This window comes from Streptomyces roseofulvus (genome assembly GCF_039534915.1).
Lineage (GTDB): Bacteria > Actinomycetota > Actinomycetes > Streptomycetales > Streptomycetaceae > Streptomyces > Streptomyces roseofulvus.
The window spans coordinates 5,290,511-5,311,165 of sequence record NZ_BAAAWE010000001.1; the positions used below are offsets into that span (position 1 = coordinate 5,290,511).

At 72.7% G+C, this 20,655-nt stretch carries 19 protein-coding genes and 1 tRNA gene; 17 read left to right on the plus strand and 3 right to left on the minus strand.

Annotated features, from left to right (window positions below):
- Positions 1–4: 4 nt before the first annotated feature.
- The 8 genes from ABFY03_RS24610 (at position 5) to ABFY03_RS24645 (ending at position 9,202) form a co-directional block, all read left to right on the plus strand.
- Positions 5–1,054 (plus strand): ABC transporter ATP-binding protein, encoded by a 1,050-nt coding sequence (locus ABFY03_RS24610; RefSeq protein WP_386723658.1) that lies wholly within the window; start codon positions 5–7, stop codon positions 1,052–1,054.
- Positions 1,047–2,135 carry an ABC transporter ATP-binding protein gene (locus tag ABFY03_RS24615; protein WP_319012410.1) on the plus strand — a complete coding sequence of 363 codons (1,089 nt, stop codon included), beginning with the start codon at positions 1,047–1,049 and terminating at the stop codon, positions 2,133–2,135. Before ABFY03_RS24610 ends, ABFY03_RS24615 begins: the two co-directional genes overlap by 8 nt.
- A 166-nt stretch (positions 2,136–2,301) precedes the next feature.
- Positions 2,302–3,930, plus strand: a complete 1,629-nt coding sequence (locus tag ABFY03_RS24620; RefSeq protein ID WP_319012411.1) for a peptide ABC transporter substrate-binding protein — start codon at positions 2,302–2,304, stop codon at positions 3,928–3,930.
- A gap of 102 nt (positions 3,931–4,032) precedes the next feature.
- On the plus strand, positions 4,033–4,956 hold the full coding sequence (locus ABFY03_RS24625) for an ABC transporter permease (RefSeq protein WP_319012412.1): 924 nt from the start codon (positions 4,033–4,035) through the stop codon (positions 4,954–4,956).
- Positions 4,949–5,941 (plus strand): ABC transporter permease, encoded by a 993-nt coding sequence (locus ABFY03_RS24630; RefSeq protein ID WP_319012413.1) that lies wholly within the window; start codon positions 4,949–4,951, stop codon positions 5,939–5,941. Before ABFY03_RS24625 ends, ABFY03_RS24630 begins: the two co-directional genes overlap by 8 nt.
- 6 nt (positions 5,942–5,947) lie before the next feature.
- Positions 5,948–6,931 (plus strand): ABC transporter ATP-binding protein, encoded by a 984-nt coding sequence (locus ABFY03_RS24635; protein WP_319012414.1) that lies wholly within the window; start codon positions 5,948–5,950, stop codon positions 6,929–6,931.
- Positions 6,924–8,075, plus strand: coding sequence for an ABC transporter ATP-binding protein (locus ABFY03_RS24640; RefSeq protein ID WP_346170867.1), 1,152 nt, complete (start codon positions 6,924–6,926; stop codon positions 8,073–8,075). The genes ABFY03_RS24635 and ABFY03_RS24640 overlap by 8 nt, the downstream gene beginning before the upstream one ends.
- A gap of 188 nt (positions 8,076–8,263) precedes the next feature.
- Positions 8,264–9,202 carry a hypothetical protein gene (locus tag ABFY03_RS24645; protein WP_319012416.1) on the plus strand — a complete coding sequence of 313 codons (939 nt, stop codon included), beginning with the start codon at positions 8,264–8,266 and terminating at the stop codon, positions 9,200–9,202.
- Here ABFY03_RS24645 and ABFY03_RS24650 read toward each other — a convergent pair.
- On the minus strand, positions 9,178–11,364 hold the full coding sequence (locus ABFY03_RS24650) for a S9 family peptidase (protein WP_319012417.1): 2,187 nt from the start codon (positions 11,362–11,364) through the stop codon (positions 9,178–9,180). The two genes, ABFY03_RS24645 and ABFY03_RS24650, sit on opposite strands and share 25 nt — an antisense overlap.
- Positions 11,365–11,589: 225 nt before the next feature.
- Here ABFY03_RS24650 and ABFY03_RS24655 point away from each other — a divergent pair, with 225 nt between their 5' ends.
- From ABFY03_RS24655 to ABFY03_RS24685, 7 genes are all read left to right on the plus strand, one after another.
- On the plus strand, positions 11,590–11,790 hold the full coding sequence (locus ABFY03_RS24655; RefSeq protein ID WP_319012418.1) for a hypothetical protein: 201 nt from the start codon (positions 11,590–11,592) through the stop codon (positions 11,788–11,790).
- A 41-nt stretch (positions 11,791–11,831) separates the two neighbouring features.
- Positions 11,832–12,752 (plus strand): N-acetyl-1-D-myo-inositol-2-amino-2-deoxy-alpha-D-glucopyranoside deacetylase, encoded by a 921-nt coding sequence (mshB, locus tag ABFY03_RS24660; RefSeq protein WP_319012419.1) that lies wholly within the window; start codon positions 11,832–11,834, stop codon positions 12,750–12,752.
- Positions 12,749–13,102 carry a DUF6113 family protein gene (locus ABFY03_RS24665; protein ID WP_346170868.1) on the plus strand — a complete coding sequence of 118 codons (354 nt, stop codon included), beginning with the start codon at positions 12,749–12,751 and terminating at the stop codon, positions 13,100–13,102. The genes mshB and ABFY03_RS24665 overlap by 4 nt, the downstream gene beginning before the upstream one ends.
- Before the next feature lie 151 nt (positions 13,103–13,253).
- A complete protein-coding gene (locus tag ABFY03_RS24670; RefSeq protein WP_346170869.1) occupies positions 13,254–15,464 on the plus strand; it encodes a peptidoglycan binding domain-containing protein in 2,211 nt (736 codons plus the stop codon).
- A 93-nt stretch (positions 15,465–15,557) separates the two neighbouring features.
- Positions 15,558–15,920, plus strand: a complete 363-nt coding sequence (locus ABFY03_RS24675; protein ID WP_319012422.1) for a DUF1304 domain-containing protein — start codon at positions 15,558–15,560, stop codon at positions 15,918–15,920.
- 92 nt (positions 15,921–16,012) lie between these two features.
- Positions 16,013–16,087 (plus strand) — tRNA-Ala (locus tag ABFY03_RS24680).
- A gap of 55 nt (positions 16,088–16,142) precedes the next feature.
- A complete protein-coding gene (locus ABFY03_RS24685; protein WP_319012423.1) occupies positions 16,143–16,958 on the plus strand; it encodes an inositol monophosphatase family protein in 816 nt (271 codons plus the stop codon).
- Between the two features lie 185 nt (positions 16,959–17,143).
- Here the strand turns inward: ABFY03_RS24685 and ABFY03_RS24690 are convergent, their stop codons facing one another.
- Both ABFY03_RS24690 and ABFY03_RS24695 read right to left on the minus strand, forming a co-directional pair.
- Positions 17,144–18,001: a transglutaminase family protein gene (locus tag ABFY03_RS24690; RefSeq protein ID WP_346170870.1), complete on the minus strand. Its 858-nt coding sequence runs from the start codon at positions 17,999–18,001 to the stop codon at positions 17,144–17,146.
- Between the two features lie 7 nt (positions 18,002–18,008).
- Entirely contained in the window at positions 18,009–19,010 is a 1,002-nt protein-coding gene (locus ABFY03_RS24695) for a GNAT family N-acetyltransferase (RefSeq protein WP_346170871.1), read from the minus strand.
- Between the two features lie 112 nt (positions 19,011–19,122).
- On the opposite strand from ABFY03_RS24695, the gene fdxA reads away from it, so the two are divergent.
- Together fdxA and ABFY03_RS24705 are read left to right on the plus strand one after the other, a co-directional pair.
- Positions 19,123–19,443: a ferredoxin gene (gene fdxA / locus ABFY03_RS24700; RefSeq protein ID WP_030207635.1), complete on the plus strand. Its 321-nt coding sequence runs from the start codon at positions 19,123–19,125 to the stop codon at positions 19,441–19,443.
- A gap of 92 nt (positions 19,444–19,535) precedes the next feature.
- Complete coding sequence (locus tag ABFY03_RS24705) at positions 19,536–20,630, plus strand: bifunctional succinyldiaminopimelate transaminase/glutamate-prephenate aminotransferase (protein WP_319012426.1); 1,095 nt, start codon at positions 19,536–19,538, stop codon at positions 20,628–20,630.
- Positions 20,631–20,655 lie beyond the last annotated feature (25 nt).

Sequence of the window (20,655 nt, forward strand, 5' to 3'; positions counted from 1 at the left end):
CACCATGAACAAGACCGCGTCCGTCCCCGCGCCGCGAGAGAGCGGCGAGCACAACGGACCGCTGCTCGAAGTCAAGGACCTGCACGTCGAGTTCCACACCCGTGACGGTGTGGCCAAGGCGGTCAACGGCGTCAACTACTCGGTGGACGCCGGCGAGACCCTCGCCGTCCTCGGCGAGTCCGGCTCCGGCAAGTCCGTCACCGCCCAGGCCATCATGGGCATCCTCGACATGCCGCCCGGCAAGATCCCGCAGGGCGAGATCCTGTTCCGCGGCGAGGACATGCTCAAGATGTCCGACGAGGAGCGCCGGAAGATCCGCGGCCGCAAGATCGCGATGATCTTCCAGGACGCGCTCTCCTCGCTGAACCCGGTCCTCTCCGTCGGCTACCAGCTCGGCGAGATGTTCCGCGTCCACCAGGGCCTGTCCAAGAAGGACGCCAAGCTCAAGGCCATCGAACTGATGGACAAGGTCAAGATCCCCGCCGCCAAGGCGCGGGTCAGCGACTACCCCCACATGTTCTCCGGCGGTATGCGCCAGCGCATCATGATCGCCATGGCGCTGGCCCTGGAGCCCGACCTGATCATCGCCGACGAGCCGACCACGGCTCTCGACGTGACGGTCCAGGCCCAGGTCATGGACCTCCTCGCGGAGCTCCAGCGCGAGTACAACATGGGCCTGATCCTGATCACCCACGACCTCGGCGTCGTCGCCGACGTCGCGGACAAGATCGCCGTCATGTACGCCGGCCGGATCGTCGAGCAGGCGCCCGTGCACGAGCTGTACGCCCGCCCGGCGCACCCGTACACCCGCGGCCTGCTGGACTCGATCCCGCGCCTGGACCAGAAGGGCCAGGAGCTCTACGCGATCAAGGGCCTCCCGCCGAACCTGCTCAAGGTCCCCACCGGCTGCGCCTTCAACCCGCGCTGCCCCAAGGCCACCGACCTCTGCCGTACGGAGATCCCGGCCCTGGTGCCGGTCACCGAGCAGGACGGCGCGGATCTGCCGGGCCGCAAGAGCGCCTGCCACTTCTGGAAGGAGACGATCCATGGCTGACCTCAGCAAGAACGACGAGGCCGTGGCGGCGGCTCTCGACGCGCCGATCCAGCGCGGCGAGCCGATCCTCCAGGTGCGCAACCTGCAGAAGCACTTCCCGCTGACGCAGGGCATCCTCTTCAAGAAGCAGGTCGGCGCGGTCAAGGCCGTGGACGGGGTCTCCTTCGACCTCTACCAGGGCGAGACCCTCGGCATCGTGGGCGAGTCCGGCTGTGGCAAGTCCACGGTCGCCAAGCTCCTGATGAACCTGGAGCGGGCCACCGCGGGCGAGGTCTTCTACAAGGGCCAGGACATCACCAAGCTGTCCGGCCGCGCGCTGAAGGCCGTCCGCCGGAACATCCAGATGGTGTTCCAGGACCCGTACACCTCGCTGAACCCGCGCATGACGGTCGGCGACATCATCGGCGAGACCTTCGACATCCACCCCGAGGTGGCCCCGAAGGGCGACCGGCGCCGCAAGGTGCAGGAGCTCCTCGACGTCGTCGGTCTGAACCCGGAGTACATCAACCGGTACCCGCACCAGTTCTCCGGCGGTCAGCGCCAGCGCATCGGCATCGCCCGCGGCCTCGCGCTCAACCCGGAGATCATCATCTGCGACGAGCCGGTCTCGGCCCTGGACGTCTCCGTCCAGGCGCAGGTCATCAACCTGATGGAGAAGCTCCAGGACGAGTTCAACCTGTCCTACATCTTCATCGCGCACGACCTGTCGATCGTCCGGCACATCTCGGACCGCGTGGGCGTCATGTACCTCGGCAAGCTCGCCGAGATCGGTACGGACGAGGAGATCTACGACCACCCCACGCACCCGTACACCCAGGCGCTGCTCTCCGCGGTGCCGGTGCCGGACCCGCAGGCCCGCGCCAACCGCGACCGCATCATCCTCACGGGCGACGTGCCCTCGCCGGCCAACCCGCCGTCGGGCTGCCGCTTCCGCACCCGGTGCTGGAAGGCCCAGGACAAGTGCGCCACGGAGCAGCCGGTGCTCGCGATCCCGGAGCGCTTCCGCGGCCAGGACACCCTGGCGGCCCACGAGTCGGCGTGCCACTTCGCCGAGGAGCGGGACGTCGTCCACGCGGGCTGACCGACCGTGACGGCCCGAAGGACCAGGGCCCCTCGCACCCCCGCCGGGTGCGGGGGGCCCTTTCCGTGTCACGGCACACTCCCTTGGACGCCGTGAAAGTGCACTCCCGTCAATACCGGGTGATATTGGGCCCTAAGTCACGCTCAGGACAATCGGGAGGCACTCCATGCGCGGAGCCACGCACGCCAAGTGGGCCGCACTGGCCACCGCCGTCGCCCTCGCGGCGACCGCCTGCGGCGGCGGTGACGACAGTGGCGGCGGCGGAGGGGCCGACGGCATCGTGAGTTCCTCGTGGGGAGACCCGCAGAACCCGCTGGAGCCGGCGAACACCAACGAGGTCCAGGGCGGCAAGGTGCTGTCGATGATCTTCCGCGGTCTCAAGCAGTACGACCCGAAGACCGGCGAGGCGAAGGACATGCTCGCCGAGAAGATCGAGACGACCGACTCGACCAACTTCACCATCACCGTCAAGGACGGCTGGACCTTCTCCAACGGCGAGAAGGTCACCGCCCAGTCCTTCGTCGACGCCTGGAACTACGGCGCGAACCTGAAGAACAACCAGAAGAACGCCTTCTTCTTCGGCCAGATCGAGGGCTACGACCAGGTCCACCCCGAGAAGGGCGAGCCCACCGCCGAGACCCTGTCCGGCCTCAAGGTCACCTCTCCCCAGACCTTCACGGTCAAGCTCACCCAGAAGTTCTCGACCTGGCCCGACACCCTCGGGTACGCGGCCTTCGCGCCGCTCCCGCAGTCGTTCTTCGACGACCACGCCGGCTGGCTGGCGAAGCCCGTCGGCAACGGCCCGTACACCATCGACTCGTACGCCAAGGGCTCCCAGATGGAGCTCAAGCGCTGGGACGACTACCCGGGCGACGACAAGGCGAAGAACGGCGGCATCACCCTCAAGGTCTACACGGACAACAACACCGCGTACACCGACCTGATCGCCGGCAACCTCGACCTCGTCGACGACGTCCCCGCCGCCCAGCTCAAGAACGTCTCCGCCGACCTCGGCGACCGGTACATCAACACCCCGGCGGGCATCATCCAGACCCTGTCCTTCCCGTTCTACGACCCCGCGTGGAACAAGCCGGGCCAGGAGAAGCTCCGCCAGGGCCTGTCGATGGCCATCGACCGGGAGCAGATCACCGAGACGATCTTCCAGAAGACCCGCACGCCCGCCGTCGACTGGACCTCCCCGGTCCTCGGCGAGGAGGGCGGCTACAAGGACGTCTGCGGCGACTTCTGCAAGTACGACGCCGCGCAGGCGAAGAAGCTGGTGGCCGAGGGCGGCGGCATCCCCGGCGGCACGATGAAGATCTCGTACAACGCCGACACCGGCTCCCACAAGGAGTGGGTGGACGCGGTCTGCAACTCCATCAACCGGGCCCTCGGCAACAACACGGCCTGCGTCGGCAACCCCATCGGCACCTTCGCCGACTACCGCAACCAGGTCACCACCCAGAAGATGACCGGGCCCTTCCGGGCCGGCTGGCAGATGGACTACCCGCTCATCCAGAACTTCCTCCAGCCGCTGTACTACACCAACGCCTCGTCGAACGACGGCAAGTACAGCAGCGAGCAGTTCGACAAGCTGGTGGACCAGGCCAACGCCGAGACCGACATCAGCAAGGCCGTCGGGATCTTCCAGCAGGCCGAGGAAGTCCTCCGCGACGACATGGGCGCCATCCCGCTCTGGTACCAGAACGGCAGCGCCGGCTACTCCACGCGGGTCGGGAACGTCGCCCTCAACCCCTTCAGCGTCCCCGTCTACGACGCGATCACGGTCAACTGACCCGTCTGGCAGGCCGTAGCACAACGGCGCCGTACGGCCCGGCCCGCGGACCCTCCCTCCCGCGCCGGGCCGTACGCCTTCTCCCAACCCCCGGAGTCCCTCATGGGTCGATACGTGATCCGGCGGCTGCTGCAGATGATCCCGGTCTTCTTCGGCGCCACGCTGTTGATCTTCCTGATGGTGAACGTGATGGGCGACCCCATCGCCGGACTCTGCGGCGACCGCGCCTGCGACCCGGCGACCGCCGCCCAGCTGAGGAAGGAGTTCGGCCTCGACAAGCCCGTCTGGCAGCAATACCTGACCTACATGGGCAACGTCTTCACCGGCGACTTCGGCACCGCCTTCAACGGGCAGCCCGTCACCGAGCTGATGGCCAGCGCCTTCCCGGTCACCATCCGGCTCACCATCGTCGCCATCCTCTTCGAGATCGTCATCGGCATCAGCCTCGGCGTGCTCACCGGCCTCAAGCGCGGCCGGCCCGTCGACACCGGCGTCCTGCTGCTGACCCTGGTCGTCCTCTCCATCCCCACCTTCGTCACCGGCCTCCTCGTCCAGCTGCTCCTCGGCGTGAAGTGGGGCTGGATCAACCCGGCCGTCTCGCCCGAGGCGCCCTTCGACGAGCTGATCGTCCCCGGCCTGGTCCTCGCCTCCGTCTCCCTCGCGTACGTCACCCGGCTCACCCGCACCTCGATCGCCGAGAACAAGCGCGCCGACTACGTCCGCACCGCCGTCGCCAAGGGCCTCCCGCGCCGCCGGGTCATCGGCCGCCACCTGCTGCGCAACAGCCTCATCCCGGTGGTCACCTTCATCGGCGCCGACATCGGCGCGCTCATGGGCGGCGCCATCGTCACCGAACGGATTTTCAACATCCACGGCGTCGGCTACCAGCTCTACCAGGGCATCGTCCGGCAGAACACCCAGACCGTGGTCGGCTTCGTGACGATCCTCGTCCTGATCTTCCTGCTGGCCAACCTGCTGGTGGACCTCCTGTACGCCGTCCTTGACCCGAGGATTCGCTATGCCTGAGCCGACCGAGCCCCTCGAAGAGGGCCGCGCCATCGCCGCCACCGGCGCCGGTGGCGCCACCGACCTGGCCATGGACGAGGCCGAGACCCTGGAGCAGCGTCCATCAGCCGCCGGCCCGAAGGGCACCGGTCCCGACGAGAAGCCCCGCTCCCTCTGGTCCGACGCCTGGCACGACCTGCGCCGCAACCCGATCTTCATCATCTCCGGGCTGATCATCGTCTTCCTGGTGATCATCGCGATCTGGCCGTCCCTGATCGCCTCCGGCGACCCCCTCGACTGCGACCTCTCCAAGGCGCAGGAGGGCTCCCAGCCCGGCCACCCCTTCGGGTTCAACGGACAGGGCTGCGACGTCTACACCCGCACCGTCTACGGTGCCAGGGCCTCCATCGAGGTCGGCGTCCTGGCCACCCTCGGCGTGACCCTCCTCGGCGCCACCCTCGGCGGCCTCGCCGGCTTCTTCGGCGGGGCCTGGGACGGCATCCTGTCCCGCCTCACCGACATCTTCTTCGCCATCCCCGTGATCCTCGGCGGCCTGGTCCTGCTCTCCGTCGTCAGCAACAACACCGTCTGGCCCGTCATCGGCTTCATGGTGCTGCTCGGCTGGCCACAGCTCTCCCGCATCGCCCGCGGTTCGGTGATCACCGCCAAACAGAACGACTACGTGCAGGCCGCCCGCGCGCTCGGCGCCTCCAACTCCCGGATGCTGCTCCGGCACATCACGCCCAACGCGGTCGCGCCCGTCATCGTCGTCGCCACCATCGCGCTGGGCACCTACATCGCCCTGGAGGCGACCCTGTCCTTCCTCGGCGTCGGCCTGAAGCCGCCGACGGTCTCCTGGGGCATCGACATCTCCTCGGCCTCGCCGTACATCCGCAACGCCCCGCACATGCTGCTCTGGCCCTCCGGCGCGCTGGCCATCACCGTGCTCGCCTTCATCATGCTCGGCGACGCCGTCCGCGACGCCCTCGACCCGAAGCTGAGGTAGGGACCCATGCTGCTCGAAGTGCGCGACCTGCACGTGGAGTTCCACACCAGGGACGGGGTGGCCAAGGCGGTCAACGGCGTCGACTACTCCGTGGACGCGGGGGAGACCCTCGCCGTCCTCGGCGAGTCCGGCTCCGGCAAGTCCGTCACCGCCCAGGCCGTCATGGGCATCCTCGACATGCCTCCCGGGAAGATCACCGGCGGCCAGATCCTCTTCCAGGGCCAGGACCTGCTGAAGCTCAAGGAGGAGGAGCGCAGGAAGGTCCGCGGCGCCAAGATGGCGATGATCTTCCAGGACGCCCTGTCCTCCCTCAACCCCGTCCTCAGCGTCGGCGAGCAGCTCGGCGAGATGTTCGTCGTCCACAAGGGGATGAGCAGGAAGGACGCCCGGACCCGGGCGGTCGAGCTGATGGACCGGGTCCGCATCCCCGCGGCCAAGGAACGCGTCGGCCAGTACCCCCACCAGTTCTCCGGCGGCATGCGCCAGCGCATCATGATCGCCATGGCGCTCGCCCTCGAACCCGAGCTGATCATCGCCGACGAGCCCACCACCGCCCTCGACGTCACCGTCCAGGCCCAGGTCATGGACCTGCTCGCCGAGCTCCAGCGCGAGCTCAACATGGGCCTCATCCTCATCACCCACGACCTCGGCGTGGTCGCCGACGTCGCCGACAAGATCGCCGTGATGTACGCGGGCCGGATCATCGAGCGGGCCCCCGTCCACGAGATCTACAAGGCGCCCGCCCACCCCTACACCCGCGGCCTGCTGGACTCGATCCCGCGCCTGGACCAGAAGGGCCAGGAGCTGTACGCGATCAAGGGCCTGCCGCCCAACCTGCTCGCCATCCCGCCCGGCTGCGCCTTCAACCCGCGCTGCCCGATGGCCCAGGACGTCTGCCGCACCGACGTGCCCCCGCTGTACGAGGTCACCGAGTCGCCCGTCCCGCGCACCAGCGCCTGCCACTTCTGGAAGGAGTGCCTCCATGGCTGAGGCGATTCTCGAGGTCCGGGACCTGCACAAGCACTACCCGCTGACCCGGGGCATCCTGTTCAAGAAGCAGGTCGGCGCGGTCAGGGCGGTCGACGGCGTCGACTTCGAGCTCGTCGCCGGCGAGACCCTCGGCATCGTCGGCGAGTCCGGCTGCGGCAAGTCGACGGTCGCGAAGATGCTGGTCAACCTGGAGCGGCCGACGTCCGGTTCGATCAGGTACAAGGGCGAGGACATCACCAAGATGTCCCCGCGCGCCCTCAAGGCCGTCCGCCGCAACATCCAGATGGTCTTCCAGGACCCGTACACCTCGCTCAACCCGCGCATGACGGTCGGCGACATCATCGGCGAGCCGTACGAGATCCACCCCGAGGTCGCGCCCAAGGGGAACCGGCGCCGCAAGGTCCAGGACCTCCTCGACGTCGTCGGCCTCAACCCCGAGTACATCAACCGCTACCCCCACCAGTTCTCCGGCGGCCAGCGCCAGCGCATCGGCATCGCCCGCGGCCTCGCGCTCCAGCCCGAGATCATCGTCGCCGACGAACCGGTCTCCGCCCTCGACGTCTCCGTCCAGGCGCAGGTCGTCAACCTGCTGGACCGGCTCCAGTCCGAGTTCTCCCTCTCGTACGTCTTCATCGCGCACGACCTGTCGATCGTGCGGCACATCTCGGACCGGGTCGGCGTCATGTACCTCGGCCGGATCGTGGAGATCGGCACCGACGCCCAGATCTACGACCACCCCACCCACCCCTACACCCAGGCGCTGCTCTCCGCCGTGCCCGTGCCGGACCCCGAGGCCCGCGCCCACCGCGAGCGGATCATCCTCACCGGCGACGTGCCCTCCCCGGCCAACATCCCCTCCGGCTGCCGCTTCCGCACCCGCTGCTGGAAGGCGCAGCGGCGGTGCGAGCTGGAGGTCCCGCTGCTCGCCGTCCCGGCCGTCTTCCGCCTCACCGACAGCCCCGCCAAGCACGACTCCGCCTGCCACTTCGCGGAGGAGAAGCAGGTGGTCCCGCCGGAGCAGTCGCTGCCCCATCCCGAGCCGCTGGAGGAGGGCCCCGCCCCGGCGGAGGCCGCCCGCGAGGCGGGGGCGACGGAGGAGCGGCCCGAGGGGCCCGAGGAGCCGGGCAGCCCGAAGACCCTTTAACACCCCGGCAATCGAGGGGAATCGGATCCGATATACGGATATCGGATCCTGCTGAACGTGCGGCCGTGCGGGTGCCGTCGGCCGGCGGGGCTCCCCGGAGCCCCGCCGGCCGTTACTCCGTCACGTCCGCCCCGCCCCTTGGCCGGAACCGCTTGTTTCGGCCGCCGTTGACCGTGAGTATCGGCCGCGTGACTGTGACACGACCGGCACGTCTCACCGGGGCCGCGCTCGCCGCCGGGCTCGCCCTCGTCCCCTTCGTCTGGATCCTGCGCGACCTCGCCGCCCTCGGCTCGCCCGAGGACCTGTTCTGGTACTGGGCCGGCGACCGCTTCCGGCTCTCCCGGATCCGGGCGGCCACCACCCTGCTCGACCCGGTCCTCTGCCTCGCCGCCGCCGGCACCGCCCTCGCCGCCCTGCGCTCCCGGCACGCCGCCGGGGCGCTCGCCGCCACCGGCGCCGTCGTCCTCGCCGTCCGCCTGCCCGGCCTCTGGACCCACGGCACCGGCCCCCTCGTCACCGCCCTGACCGAACTCGCCCTCGCCGCCGGGCTGCTCGTCACCGCCCTCGCCGGCCGCCGCCCGCCCGCCGCCCCCGAGGAGCGCACCCCCACCCGGCCCCGCCGCGGACCGGCCGTCGCCGCCGGCCTCCTGCTCATCGCCGCGGCCCTCGTCCTGCTGGTCCAGGAGGTCCGCTGGATCACCCGGGTCGACCCCCGGTTCGCCGTCGACCGCTTCACCGGCGGCCGGTCCGTCCTCGGCGCCGCGCTGGGCGTCCCGCCCGGCTGGCTGGCGCTCGTCCTGATCGGCCTCTACCTGACCGCCGCCGGCTCCGCCCTCGCCGCCGCCCGTCACACCCGCCCCCTCGGCGTCCTCGCCGGCGGCCTCCTGCTCGCCGACGGCCTGGCCGAAGTCGCCCGGCTGATCCGCGTCCACGTCCACTACGACGTCTGGTACGTCACCGCCCCCGAGGTCGACGTCCCCGGCCTCGCCACCTCCGGCTACGCGGCACTCGCCGGGGCCGCCGTCCTCGCCCTGCTGGCCGGGCGCGGCGCCCCCGACGCCGCACCCGCACCCTGGGCCCCGGCGGCGACCCCGCCGCCGCCCTACCCGCGCCCGCCCGGCTGGTGATCCGGGAAGCCGCCCAGCGACCGCTTCAGGAAGTCGACCTGGAGCAGCAGCAGGTTCTCCGCCACCTGCTCCTGCGGGGTCATGTGCGTCACCCCCGACAGCGGCAGCACCTCGTGCGGCCGGCCCGCCGCGAGCAGCGCCGACGACAGCCGCAGCGCGTGCGCCACCACCACGTTGTCGTCCGCCAGCCCGTGCACGATCATCATCGGCCGGGCCGGCTCCTGCGGCGCCGCCAGACCGTCGTCGGTGAGCAGCGACTGCGCCGCGTACACCTCCGGATCCGCGTCGGGCGTGCCCAGGTACCGCTCGGTGTAGTGGGTGTCGTACAGCCGCCAGTCGGTCACCGGCGCCCCCACCACCGCCGCGTGGAAGACGTCCGGCCGCCGCAGCGCCGCGAGCCCCGCCAGATAGCCGCCGAACGACCAGCCGCGCACCGCCACCCGGCCCAGGTCCAGCGGGAACCGCTCCGCCAGCGCCCGTACCGCCGCCACCTGGTCCTCCAGCGTCACCGCGAAGTCCCGCAGCACCGCCTTCTCCCAGGCCGGCGACCGCCACGGCGTGCCCCGGCCGTCCGCCACCACCACGGCGAAGCCCTGCTCGGCGAACCACTGCGAGGTCAGGTGCGCGTTGTGCGCGGCCACCACCCGGGGCCCGTGCGGACCGCCGTACGGATCCATCAGCACCGGCAGCGGCCCCTGCCCCGACTCGTACCAGGACGGCAGCAGCACCGCGCAGGGGATCCGCCGCTCACCCGCCTCCGTGAACACCGGCCGGGCCCGCAGCGGCGGTTCGACCGCGGACGAGCCCACCACCGCCACCGGCTTCCCGTCGCGCAGCACCCGCGCCACCGCGCCCGCCGTCTCCGGCCGCGCGGACACCAGCACGGTCACCGCGCCGCAGCGCACCGCCCCGTGCCAGCCCGCGCCCTCCGAGACCCGCTCCACGCCCCCGGCCGACACCCGGTACACATGCGCCTCGCCGGTCTCCGGCTCCGCCGCCGCCTCGCCCGCCGACGCCGTCACCAGCACGTCGTCCGCGCCCACGTCGAGCACCGCCCGGACGTGCAGCGCGGCGTCCGTCAGCCGCTCCTCGCCCACGGCCAGCGCCCGCGCCCCGCTCTCGTCGCCGACCCGCACCAACTGCCCGTCCGGCGACCAGCACGGCACCCCCGGGATCAGCTCCAGCCAGGCCGGATCCTCCTCCTCCCGCACGGTCGCGGTGGTGCCCGCCGCGGTGTCCACCGCCAGCACCCGCGCGCTGCGCTGGTCCCGCGCCTGCACCAGCAGCAGCGGCGCGCCCGCCGAGGACCAGTGCACGCGCGCGAGGTACGGGAACCGCTCCCGGTCCCACACCACCTCGGTGCGGGAGCCGTCGAGGCCGTACAGGAAGAGCCGCACCTCCGCGTTGGGCGTGCCCGCCGCCGGGTAGCCGACCCGCTGGGGCTCGCGCTCCGGGTGCGCCGGGTCCGCGATGAACCAGCGGCGCACCGCGCGGTCGTCGGCGCGGGCCACCAGGAGCCGGTCCGACTCCGGCGACCACCAGAAGCCGCGGTCCCGGCCCATCTCCTCGGAGGCGATGAATTCGGCCAATCCGTAGGTCGTGTGCCCGTCCTCCGGAACCGCCAGTTCCGTGTCACCGGAACCATCCGCTCCGACCACCCGCAGCGCGCCCCCCGACACGTACGCCACCCGCCGCCCGTCCGGCGACGGCCGCGGGTCGATCACCGGCCCCGGCACCGGGAGCTCGCGGGCCGTCCCGGCCCGCAGCTCGGCCGTGAACAGCCGCCCGGACAGGGCGAACGCCGCCAGCTCGACCGTCGCGTCCACCGCGTACCCGACGATCCCCGCCGACCCCTCGCGGCTCCGCTCGCGCCGGGCCCGCTCCTCCGGGGACAGCTCCTCCTCCGCCCCCGCGAGCAGCGCCGACGGCTCCGCGACGACCCGTTCCACCGGCTCCCCGCCGTCCGCCGGCAGGTCGAGCACCCACAGCAGGTGCGTCCGGTCGGTGCCCGAGCCGGAGCGGACGAAGACGACGCGCTCCCCGTCCGGGGAGACCGAGAAGCCGCGCGGCACCCCCAGGCCGAACCGCTGGGTCCTGGCGTGCAGACGCGGGAAGGAGAGCCCCACGGGTGGGGCGGACGAGTACTGCTGAGGCATGGTCATAAGGCTGAAAGTAGCGCTGTGAGCCCCCTCGCGCGCCTGTACGCCGATCAATGCGCGGGTACGGATAGTTATGATCCGTAGCGCTTGGTGGGTGCCCCCGCGTGGGTATGCACTCGCGTACGAACCCCGGGCACATGCCCGGGGACCGCACCACCCGCACGAACCCTGCCCGACCCGCTCGCAAGAACCGCTCGTATTCCCGACCGAAGGTGGAGGTGAACCGCCGTGGCACTCTCGCTCTCGATCTCCGTGGTGGTGCTGCTGGCGATCGTCGTCTTCCTGCTGATCCGGAAATCCGGACTCAAAGCCGGTCATGCGGTGGTCTGCGCGCTCCTGGGCTTCTACCTCGCCAGCTCCTCCCTCGCCGACTCCATCACCACCCTCACCACCAACGTGGCGAGCATGATCGCCGGCCTCAAGTTCTGACCCGGGCGGTCTCCGGCGGCCCCGCCTCGTAGGGTGGGGCCATGACCGATCTCCCCGCCCGTCGTCTGCTCCTCGTACACGCGCACCCCGACGACGAGTCGATCAACAACGGCGCCACCATGGCCCGGTACGCGGCCGAAGGCGCCCTTGTCACCCTGGTCACCTGCACCCTGGGCGAGGAGGGCGAGGTCATCCCGCCCGACCTGGCCCACCTGGCTCCCGACCGCGAGGACCGGCTCGGCCCGCACCGCGTCGGCGAACTCGCCGCCGCGATGGCCGCCCTCGGCGTCACCGACCACCGCTTCCTCGGCGGCCAGGGCCGCTTCCGCGACTCCGGGATGATGGGCGTCCCCCAGAACGAGCGCGCCAACGCCTTCTGGAACACCGACGTCGACACCGCCGCCGCGTACCTGGTCGAGGTGATCCGCGAGACCCGCCCCCAGGTCCTCGTCACCTACGACCCCGACGGCGGCTACGGCCACCCCGACCACATCCAGGCCCACCGGGTCGCCATGCGCGCCGCCGACCTCGCCGCCGACCCCGGCCACCGCCCCGACCTCGGCCCGGCCCACACCATCGCCAAGATCTACTGGAACCGGGTGCCCCGCCCCGTCGCCGAGGCCGGCTTCGCCCGCCTGGCCGCCGAGGGCTCCGCCTTCCCCGAGGACGCCGCCCTCGACGACGTCCCCGGCGTCGTCGACGAGGAGCGGATCACCACCGAGATCGACGGCGGCGACCTCGCCGCGGCGACCTCGTACGCGGCCCGCAAGAGCGCCGCCATGGCCGCCCACGCCACCCAGGTCGCCGTCGACGGCCCCTGGTTCGCCCTCTCCAACGACCTCGGCCAGCCGCTCTTCACCACCGAGTACTACGAGCTCGTCCGCGGCACCTCCGGGGCCCCCGCCGGCGAGCGCGAGACCGACCTCTTCGCCGGTCTCCCCGAGGAGGCGACCGCCCGATGACCAGCCCCGCCGCCCGGTACGCCGCCTACGCCGGCCTCCTCGTCCTCGGTGCCGTCACCGGCACCGCGGGCGCCCTCGTCCAGGCCGCCTGGCTCCCCCTCGGCCTGCTCCTCGCCCTCCTCGGCACCGCCGCCCTCTTCTACGGCGGCATGCGCGCCACCGGGAACCAGGTCGGCCTCGCCGCCGCCGGCGGCGGCTGGCTCCTCGCCGTCATCGTGCTCAGCCTCGGCCGCCCCGAGGGCGACGGGCTCTTCGGCGGCGGCCTCGGCGAGCTGCTCTTCCTCTTCGGGGGCATGGGCGCCGCTGTGGCCTGCGCCACCGTCAGCAGGCTGCCGCAGAACACCCCGTAGCCGTCCCCCGGGCCACCCGTCGGCGGCCGGAGTCCGCACCGAGCGGATAACCGGCGGCGCCGGACAGTATGGTGGTGCGCGCCGCCGAACCGCCCGGGACAGTACGAGCATCAGCAAGAGCGGGCGGCGGAGCCAACCGGGAGATCCTGCTTTGAGTCGTGAAACTGGTCGAGAGACCGACAGTTCGTCCTCCGGCGCCCAGGGGCGCGGCGGGGCCGCCTACCCGTCGGGAACCCAGCCTTACGGATCCCGCCAGTATCCGTCGCTCCACCCGGCGCAGGACGCGCCGGAGGAGGGCCCCGGCGCGCCCGCCGCGCCGCCGGAGGAGCCGAAGACCGAGACCACCCTGACGACCCGGATCCGCATCAACATTCCGGGTTCGCGGCCGATCCCGCCCGTCGTGGTCCGCAAGCCCGTCGCCGGCGCCGCCGACGACGCCGCGGCGACCGCCGAGCCGGAGCGGACCGCTCCCGCGCCGGCCCCGGAGCCCGAGCCGGAGCCGGCTCCCGCCCCGGCCGCGCCCGAGCCGCCGCAGGCCGCCGCCGAGGCGCCCAAGGCGAAGGAGCCCAGCGACTGGTTCGCGCCCCGCAAGAGCGCGCCCACGGCCCCCGCGCCCGGCCCCGCCGCCCCGGCGGCCCCGGCCCCCGCCGCGCCCGCCCCGAAGGCCCCCGGCGGCCCGCAGACCCCCGGCACCGGCTTCGCGGGCTCCGCGACCGCCGGCGTCCCCACGGTCGGCAGCGCGCCCTCCAGCCGCCCCGTCAGCAACCCGCTGTACGACACCGGCACCCTCCCCGGCTACGACGGCACCCCCGCCGCCGGCGTCCCCCTGTACGACGGCCCCGCGCCCGGCACCCAGGACGGGACCCCGGCGGGCGGCACGCCCGCGTACGACGGCACGCCCGCCGAGGGGACGCCCAGGTACGACGCCACCCCGGCGGCCGGCTCGCCCCGGTACGACGGACAGCCCACCGGCCCGACCACGGGACCGGCCAGCGGCATCGCCGACCTCGGCGGCGGCGCCCCCCAGCGTCCCGCCATGCCCCGCCGCCCCGGCCCGGGTGCGGCCCGCGGCCCGATGGCCGGCGGTCCGGTCCCCGGCGGTCCCGTCCCCGGCGGTCCGGTGCCCGGCGGCCCCGGCCCGTACGGCCCCGGCGGCGCCCCGCGCATGTCCGACGACACCGCGATCCTGACGCCGCAGCAGCCCGCCCCGGTGCCGGGCCCCGGCGGTCCCGGCGCCCCGGGCGACCCCGCCGGCGGCAAGGTGTCCGGCGACACCCTGACGAGCGGCATCCCGGTCGTGCCCCCGGCCGCCGGCCGGCCCGGCCCGGGCGGGCCGCCCCGGCCCCCGCACCAGGAGCGGGCCCCCCAGCCGGCGCCGGCCCCCCGGCCCGCGCCGAAGCCCGCCCCCGCGAAGAAGGGCCGCTCCAAGCTGGTCCTGGTGGCCGCCGGGGTCGTCGGCATCGCCGGCGTCGCCTACGGCGCCGGACTCCTCCTCAACCACTCCGACGTCCCGAAGGGCACCACCGTGCTCGGCGTGGACATCGGCGGCGGGACGAAGGACGAGGCCGTCAACAAGCTGGAGGCGACGCTCGGCAAGCGCGCCGCGACCCCGCTGCAGCTCTCCGTGGGCGGCAAGAAGATCCAGCTCGCCCCCGACAAGGCCGGTCTCTCCCTGGACAGCCAGGAGACGGTCCGGGGCGCCGCCGGCAGCGACTACAACCCGGTCTCGGTGATCGGCTCCCTCTTCGGCGGCGAGCGGGTCGCGAAGCCGGTCTTCCCGGTCGACGACGAGAAGCTCGCGGTCGCGCTCCGGGACCTCGCGGGCTCCTCCTCGTCGGCGACCGAGGCGACGATCCTGTTCGCCCCGAACAAGGTCACCGCCGTCGAGGGCAAGCCCGGCCAGGGCCTCGACGTCCAGCGCTCGATGATCTCCGTCAAGGACGCCTTCCGCGCCCAGGTCGAGACCGGCGTGACCAAGGTCGTCGAACTCCCGGTCAGCGTCCGCAAGCCCACGGTCACCAAGGCCGAACTGGACCGGGCGATGAAGGAGTTCGCCCAGCCCGCCATGTCCGGCCGGATCACCATCCGGGCCGGCGGCAAGGAGATCGACTTCGGCCCGGCCCGCTCGCTGCCGCAGATCCTCTCCATGAAGGCCGTCGACGGACACCTGGTGGAGGTCTACGACAAGAAGGCGATCACCCGCCTCCTCGAAGGCACCTTCGACGGCGTCATGATCACCAAGGGCGACGGCAGCAAGCACGAGGTCTCCGCCGACGACGTCGCCTTCGTGATGCGCGACGCCCTCCGCGGCAGGACCAAGGCCGAGCGCACCGCGACGATCGACCTCAGCGGCGAGGGCTGACCCCCGGCCCGAGCCCACCCCGACACCCCCGCGGGCACCCGCCCGGGGGGTGTCGGCGTCCGGCGGCGCAGCACCGCCGCTCACAATGGGGGCATGCACCTGACCGCAGACATCCTCGTCGCCCTCATCGCACTCCTGCACGCCTACATCCTCGTGATGGAGATGTTCCTGTGGGAGAAGGACGCCGGTCGCCGCTTCTCCGGCTTCGACGCGCGGCTCGCCCGCGAGACCGCGACCATGGCCGCCAACCAGGGCCTCTACAACGGCTTCATCGCGGCGGGACTCGTCTGGGGCCTGATCGCCGACGACCCGACCGGCTTCCGGGTCCAGGTCTTCTTCCTGTCGTGCGTCGTCGTCGCCGGCCTCTACGGCGCCGCCACCGCCAACCGCCGCATCCTCTTCGCCCAGGCCCTCCCCGGCGCCCTCGCCCTCTCCGCCGTCCTCGTCGCCGGCTGAGCGCCCGGCGCACCTGACGCCCCCTCATCGCCGCGCCCCGGAAAGTCGTTCGCCCTGCTCGGACGGCCCCGCCTAGACTCGGCGGCCTGGGAGCGGGGTCGTAGCACAGAGGTAATGCGCCGCGATGGCATCTCGGAGGACGCCGGTTCGAATCCGGTCGCCCCGCTCCCTCTCTTCCGCGAACCCCTGGCCCGCCCCCGCCCCCCGACGTAGCCTCGCTCCATGATCACCCAGGAGCTCACCGACGCCGAGGTCGCCGCCGCGGCGGCCCGCGCCGGCGCCGAGGTCGTCCGCGGCCTCCACGGACAGGAACTCGAACGGATCGACAAGGGCGCGGGCGACTTCGCCACCACCGCCGATCTCGCGGCCGAGCGGGCCATCCTCGACGTCCTGCGCGCCGCCCGCCCCGACGACGCGATCCTCGGCGAGGAGAGCGGCCGGCAGGGCGCGGCCGACGCCGACCGCCAGTGGCTGGTGGACCCGCTCTGCGGCACCCTCAACTACGCCGTCGGCAACAAGCTGGTGGCCGTCAACGTGGCCCTGCGCGGCGGGGCGGCGGCCGTCGCGGACCCGTTCGGCGGCGAGGACGGGGAGGTGTTCCACACCGACGGCACGCGCGCGTGGGGGCAGGACGGGAAGCCCCTCGCCCCGACCGCCGCGACCGGGCTCGTCGACGTCAACCTGGACCCGCCGTTCCCCGGCGCCCCCGGCTTCCGCGCCGTCGACCTCCTCGCCCACCCGGACTTCGTCGCCGGGTTCCGCCCCCGCGTGGTCTCCACCTCGCTCGCGCTCGCCTGGGTCGCGGCGGGCAAGCGGGCCGCGTACGTCACCGACGGGGGCGACCTCACCGGCAGCGTCCACTTCGCCGCCGGCATCGCCCTCTGCCGGGCCGCCGGCTGCGTCGTCACCGGCATCGACGGCGCCCCCCTGGAGGCGGGCCGCGCCCGCGGGCTCGTCGCCGCCGCCGACGCCCCCACCCACGCCCGCCTGATGGACCTCATCCGCTCCCAGGGCCGGTTCAGCCCGGCCCAGGGCTAGGCCGTCTCTTCCGGATCATGCCGGGCTCGCGACGCCTGGCACGCACGCTCGCCGCGTTGTCGTCGGTCGCCGACTCCCCCAGCTACCGCTGGGAGGTGCCCCCACCGCGTCGGCTCCCTCCTCCGCCTTGCGAGCGCACGCACCGGACGCCGCTCCCTGATCCGGCCTGATCCGAAAGAAACGACCTAGTTCAGCCGCGCCCGGGCCGCCTGGGCCCGGTGGCGGATCGCGGCGGCGGAGTCCGGGTCGACCGCGTCCATGATCTGCGCGTACGCCTCCATCTCGGCCGCGCCGGTCAGGAAGTCGCCGCGCTGGACGAGGAGTTCCGCCCGCTCGTAGCGGAGGCGGGCCGGGTGGGACGGGAGCAGCAGCGCCAGCTCCACCGCCCACAGGGCCACATCGGAGCGCTCCGGGCGGGGGGTCGCCCAGGCGCGGATGTTGCCGAGGATCCGCAGCACGATCGCGCCCGGCTCGGCCGGCCGCAGCATGGAGCGGTCCAGGGCCTCGCCGGTCGCGCTCGCCACCAGCAGTTCGGCGTCCTCCGCCGTCATCGGCAGCCCGCCGGCGAAGGGGTCGGCGAGGTCCAGGTCGGCCGGGTCGCCGAAGCCGACGACGAAGTGGCCGGGCAGCCCGAGCCCGTACACCGGCGCACCGGCCCGCCGGGCGACCTCGATCCACACCACGGACAGCAGGATCGGCAGACCGCGCCGGCGCCGCAGCACCTCGTGCAGCAGCGAGGACTCCAGGCGCTGGTAGTCGGCGGGGACCCCCTCGAACCCCTCGCGGCCGCCGAGGAGCGCCGCCAGCTCGGCCTTCCACGCGCCGGTGAAGCGGGTGCCGTACGGGACGAGCCCGGCGAGCCGGTCGAGTTCGACGTCGGCCTCGACCAGGTCCTGTTCGGTGACGGCCGGGTCCGCCACGGCGCAGATCAGCAGGCAGAGCCGGGCGAGGTCGGGCCGCTCGGCCCTGGCCTCCTCCGCGAACTCCCGCCGCCGGTCCGGCGTCCGGTCGGGCGGCGGCTTCAGGGGGTCCTCCGCGCTCACGCCTCGCTCACGCCTCCGCCTGCCGGTAGTGGTGGTAGTGGTGGTGCACCGCGAAGCCCATCCCCTCGTACAGCGCCCGCGCCGCCTCGTTGTCGCTCTCGACCTGGAGCCAGGCCGCCGACGCGCCCTCGTCGAGGGCCTGCCGGGCGAGCGCGGTCATGACCGCGGTGGCCAGTCCCCGACGGCGGAGCTCCGGATCGACCTCTATCGCCAGGAAGCCGGCCCACCGTCCGTCGACGACACAACGCCCGATGGCGGCCGGTACTTCCCCGGTGCCCGCGACGGACGCGAACCACACACTCGGCCCCGCGCCGAGCACCTGCCGCACCGCCGGGCTCGTCGCCGTGAACCGCTGGTAGCGGCGCAGCCACGCCTCGTCGGGCGTCCGGGAGAGGCGGACCTCCACGGGGCCGGGCTCCCGGTCGGCGAGCGGCGCGAGGGCCGCGATCCGCAGCTCGGCCGTGACCTCACGGGTCCAGCCGAGCCGTTCCAGCTCGGCGGAGAGCAGCTCCTGGGTGCCCTCGGCGCCGGTCGCGGTCTGCACGTACGCGGGCAGCTTCCGGTCCGCGTACCACTCCCGCACGACCGCCAGCGCGTCGGCGACCGGCAGCCCGGGATCGCCCGCCGGCAGCACCGAGTTGGCCCGCCGGGTGAATCCGTCGGCGGCCCGCAGGGTCCACTCCCCGAGCATCTCGCTCTCGACCGGCTGCCACGCGCGCGCGGCGGCCCGGGAGAGCTCCGGGAAGGTGGCGGCGGGGCCGCGGCGGCGGGCCGGCGCCGCCGGCACGATCTTGCCCGCGACCAGGCGCGGTTCCGGGATCCGGACGGTCTCGCCGCTCTTTCGTGTGATCGTGAGCACACCCGCGTCCCAGGATGTGAGCACCCCAACGGCGTCCGTGAATCGTTCACCCTCCGACGGGGAGTCCGTCACATACCGAACGGAGACACGTTTCCCCACGTCAGCGCTGGTGACACGGACCTCAAGCCGTCCTCCGCCGGTGAATTCCACAGCTTCTCCGCCCCTCCTGTTCGGATCGCCCTCAAGAACGGAGATACTAGGTGCGGGCATCGACGACACCGCGCTCCCGCGCAGACCAGCCCTACCGAGGAGGAACGACAGCGTGACCTACGTCATCGCGCAGCCTTGTGTCGACGTCAAGGACAAGGCTTGCATCGAGGAGTGCCCCGTCGACTGCATCTACGAGGGCAAGCGATCTCTCTACATCCACCCGGACGAGTGCGTCGACTGTGGAGCCTGTGAGCCGGTCTGCCCGGTCGAGGCGATCTTCTACGAGGACGACACCCCGGAGGAGTGGAAGGACTACTACAAGGCGAACGTCGAGTTCTTCGACGACCTGGGTTCGCCCGGTGGCGCCTCCAAGCTCGGCGAGATCGAGCGCGACCACCCCTTCATCGCCGCCCTGCCGCCGCAGAACGGCTGATCTTTCGTTGCACCCGCTCTCGGTCCCGTACGGCTCCACCGCCGTGCGGGACCGACGCGTATCGCGTACGCACTGAGGAAGTGAGCCAACCCGTGAGCGCAGTCTCTTCGCGCCTGCCCGTCTTCCCCTGGGACAAGCTGGAGCCGTACAAGGCGACCGCCCTGGCCCACCCGGACGGGATCGTGGACCTGTCGGTCGGCACGCCGGTCGACCCGGTGCCCCCGCTGATCCAGGAGGCCCTGGTGGCCGCGGCGGACTCGCCGGGCTATCCGACGGTCTGGGGCACCCCGGCGCTGCGCGACGCGCTCACCGGCTGGTGCGGGCGACGGCTCGGCGCGACCGGCTTCGCCCACGAGAACGTGCTGCCGGTGGTCGGCTCCAAGGAGCTGGTCGCCTGGCTGCCGACCCAGCTGGGCCTCGGCGCCGGGGACAAGGTGGCCTACCCGCGGCTCGCGTACCCGACGTACGAGGTCGGCGCGCGGCTCTGCGGCGCGGAGGCGGTGGTCTACGACGACCCCACGGAGCTGGACCCGGCCGGCCTGAAGCTGCTGTGGCTCAACTCCCCGTCGAACCCGACCGGCAAGGTCCTCCCGAAGGACGAGCTCACCCGGATCGTGGCCTGGGCCCGCGAGCACGGCGTCCTCGTCTTCTCCGACGAGTGCTACCTCGAACTGGGCTGGGAGGCCGACCCGGTGTCGGTCCTGCACCCGGACGTCTGCGGCGGCTCGTACGAGGGGATCGTCGCCGTCCACTCGCTCTCCAAGCGCTCCAACCTGGCCGGCTACCGGGCGGCGTTCGTCGCCGGCGACGCGGCCGTCCTCGGCGAGCTGCTCCAGATCCGCAAGCACGGCGGCATGATGACCGCGGCGCCCGTCCAGGCCGCCACCGTCGCCGCCCTCGGCGACGACACCCACGTCGCCGAGCAGCGCGCCCGGTACGCGGCCCGGCGTGCCGCCCTGAAGGGCGCCCTGGAGGCCCACGGCTTCCGCATCGAGCACTCCGAGGCCAGCCTCTACCTGTGGGCCACCCGCGACGAGCCCTGCTGGGACACGGTGGCGTACCTGGCGGAGAAGGGGATCCTGGTCGCCCCGGGCGACTTCTACGGCGAGGCGGGTGCCCGCTTCGTGCGGGTCGCCTTCACGGCGACGGACGAGCGGGTCGACGCGGCGGTCAAGCGCCTCGGCTGACCGCGCGGTCACGGTACGCGGAAGG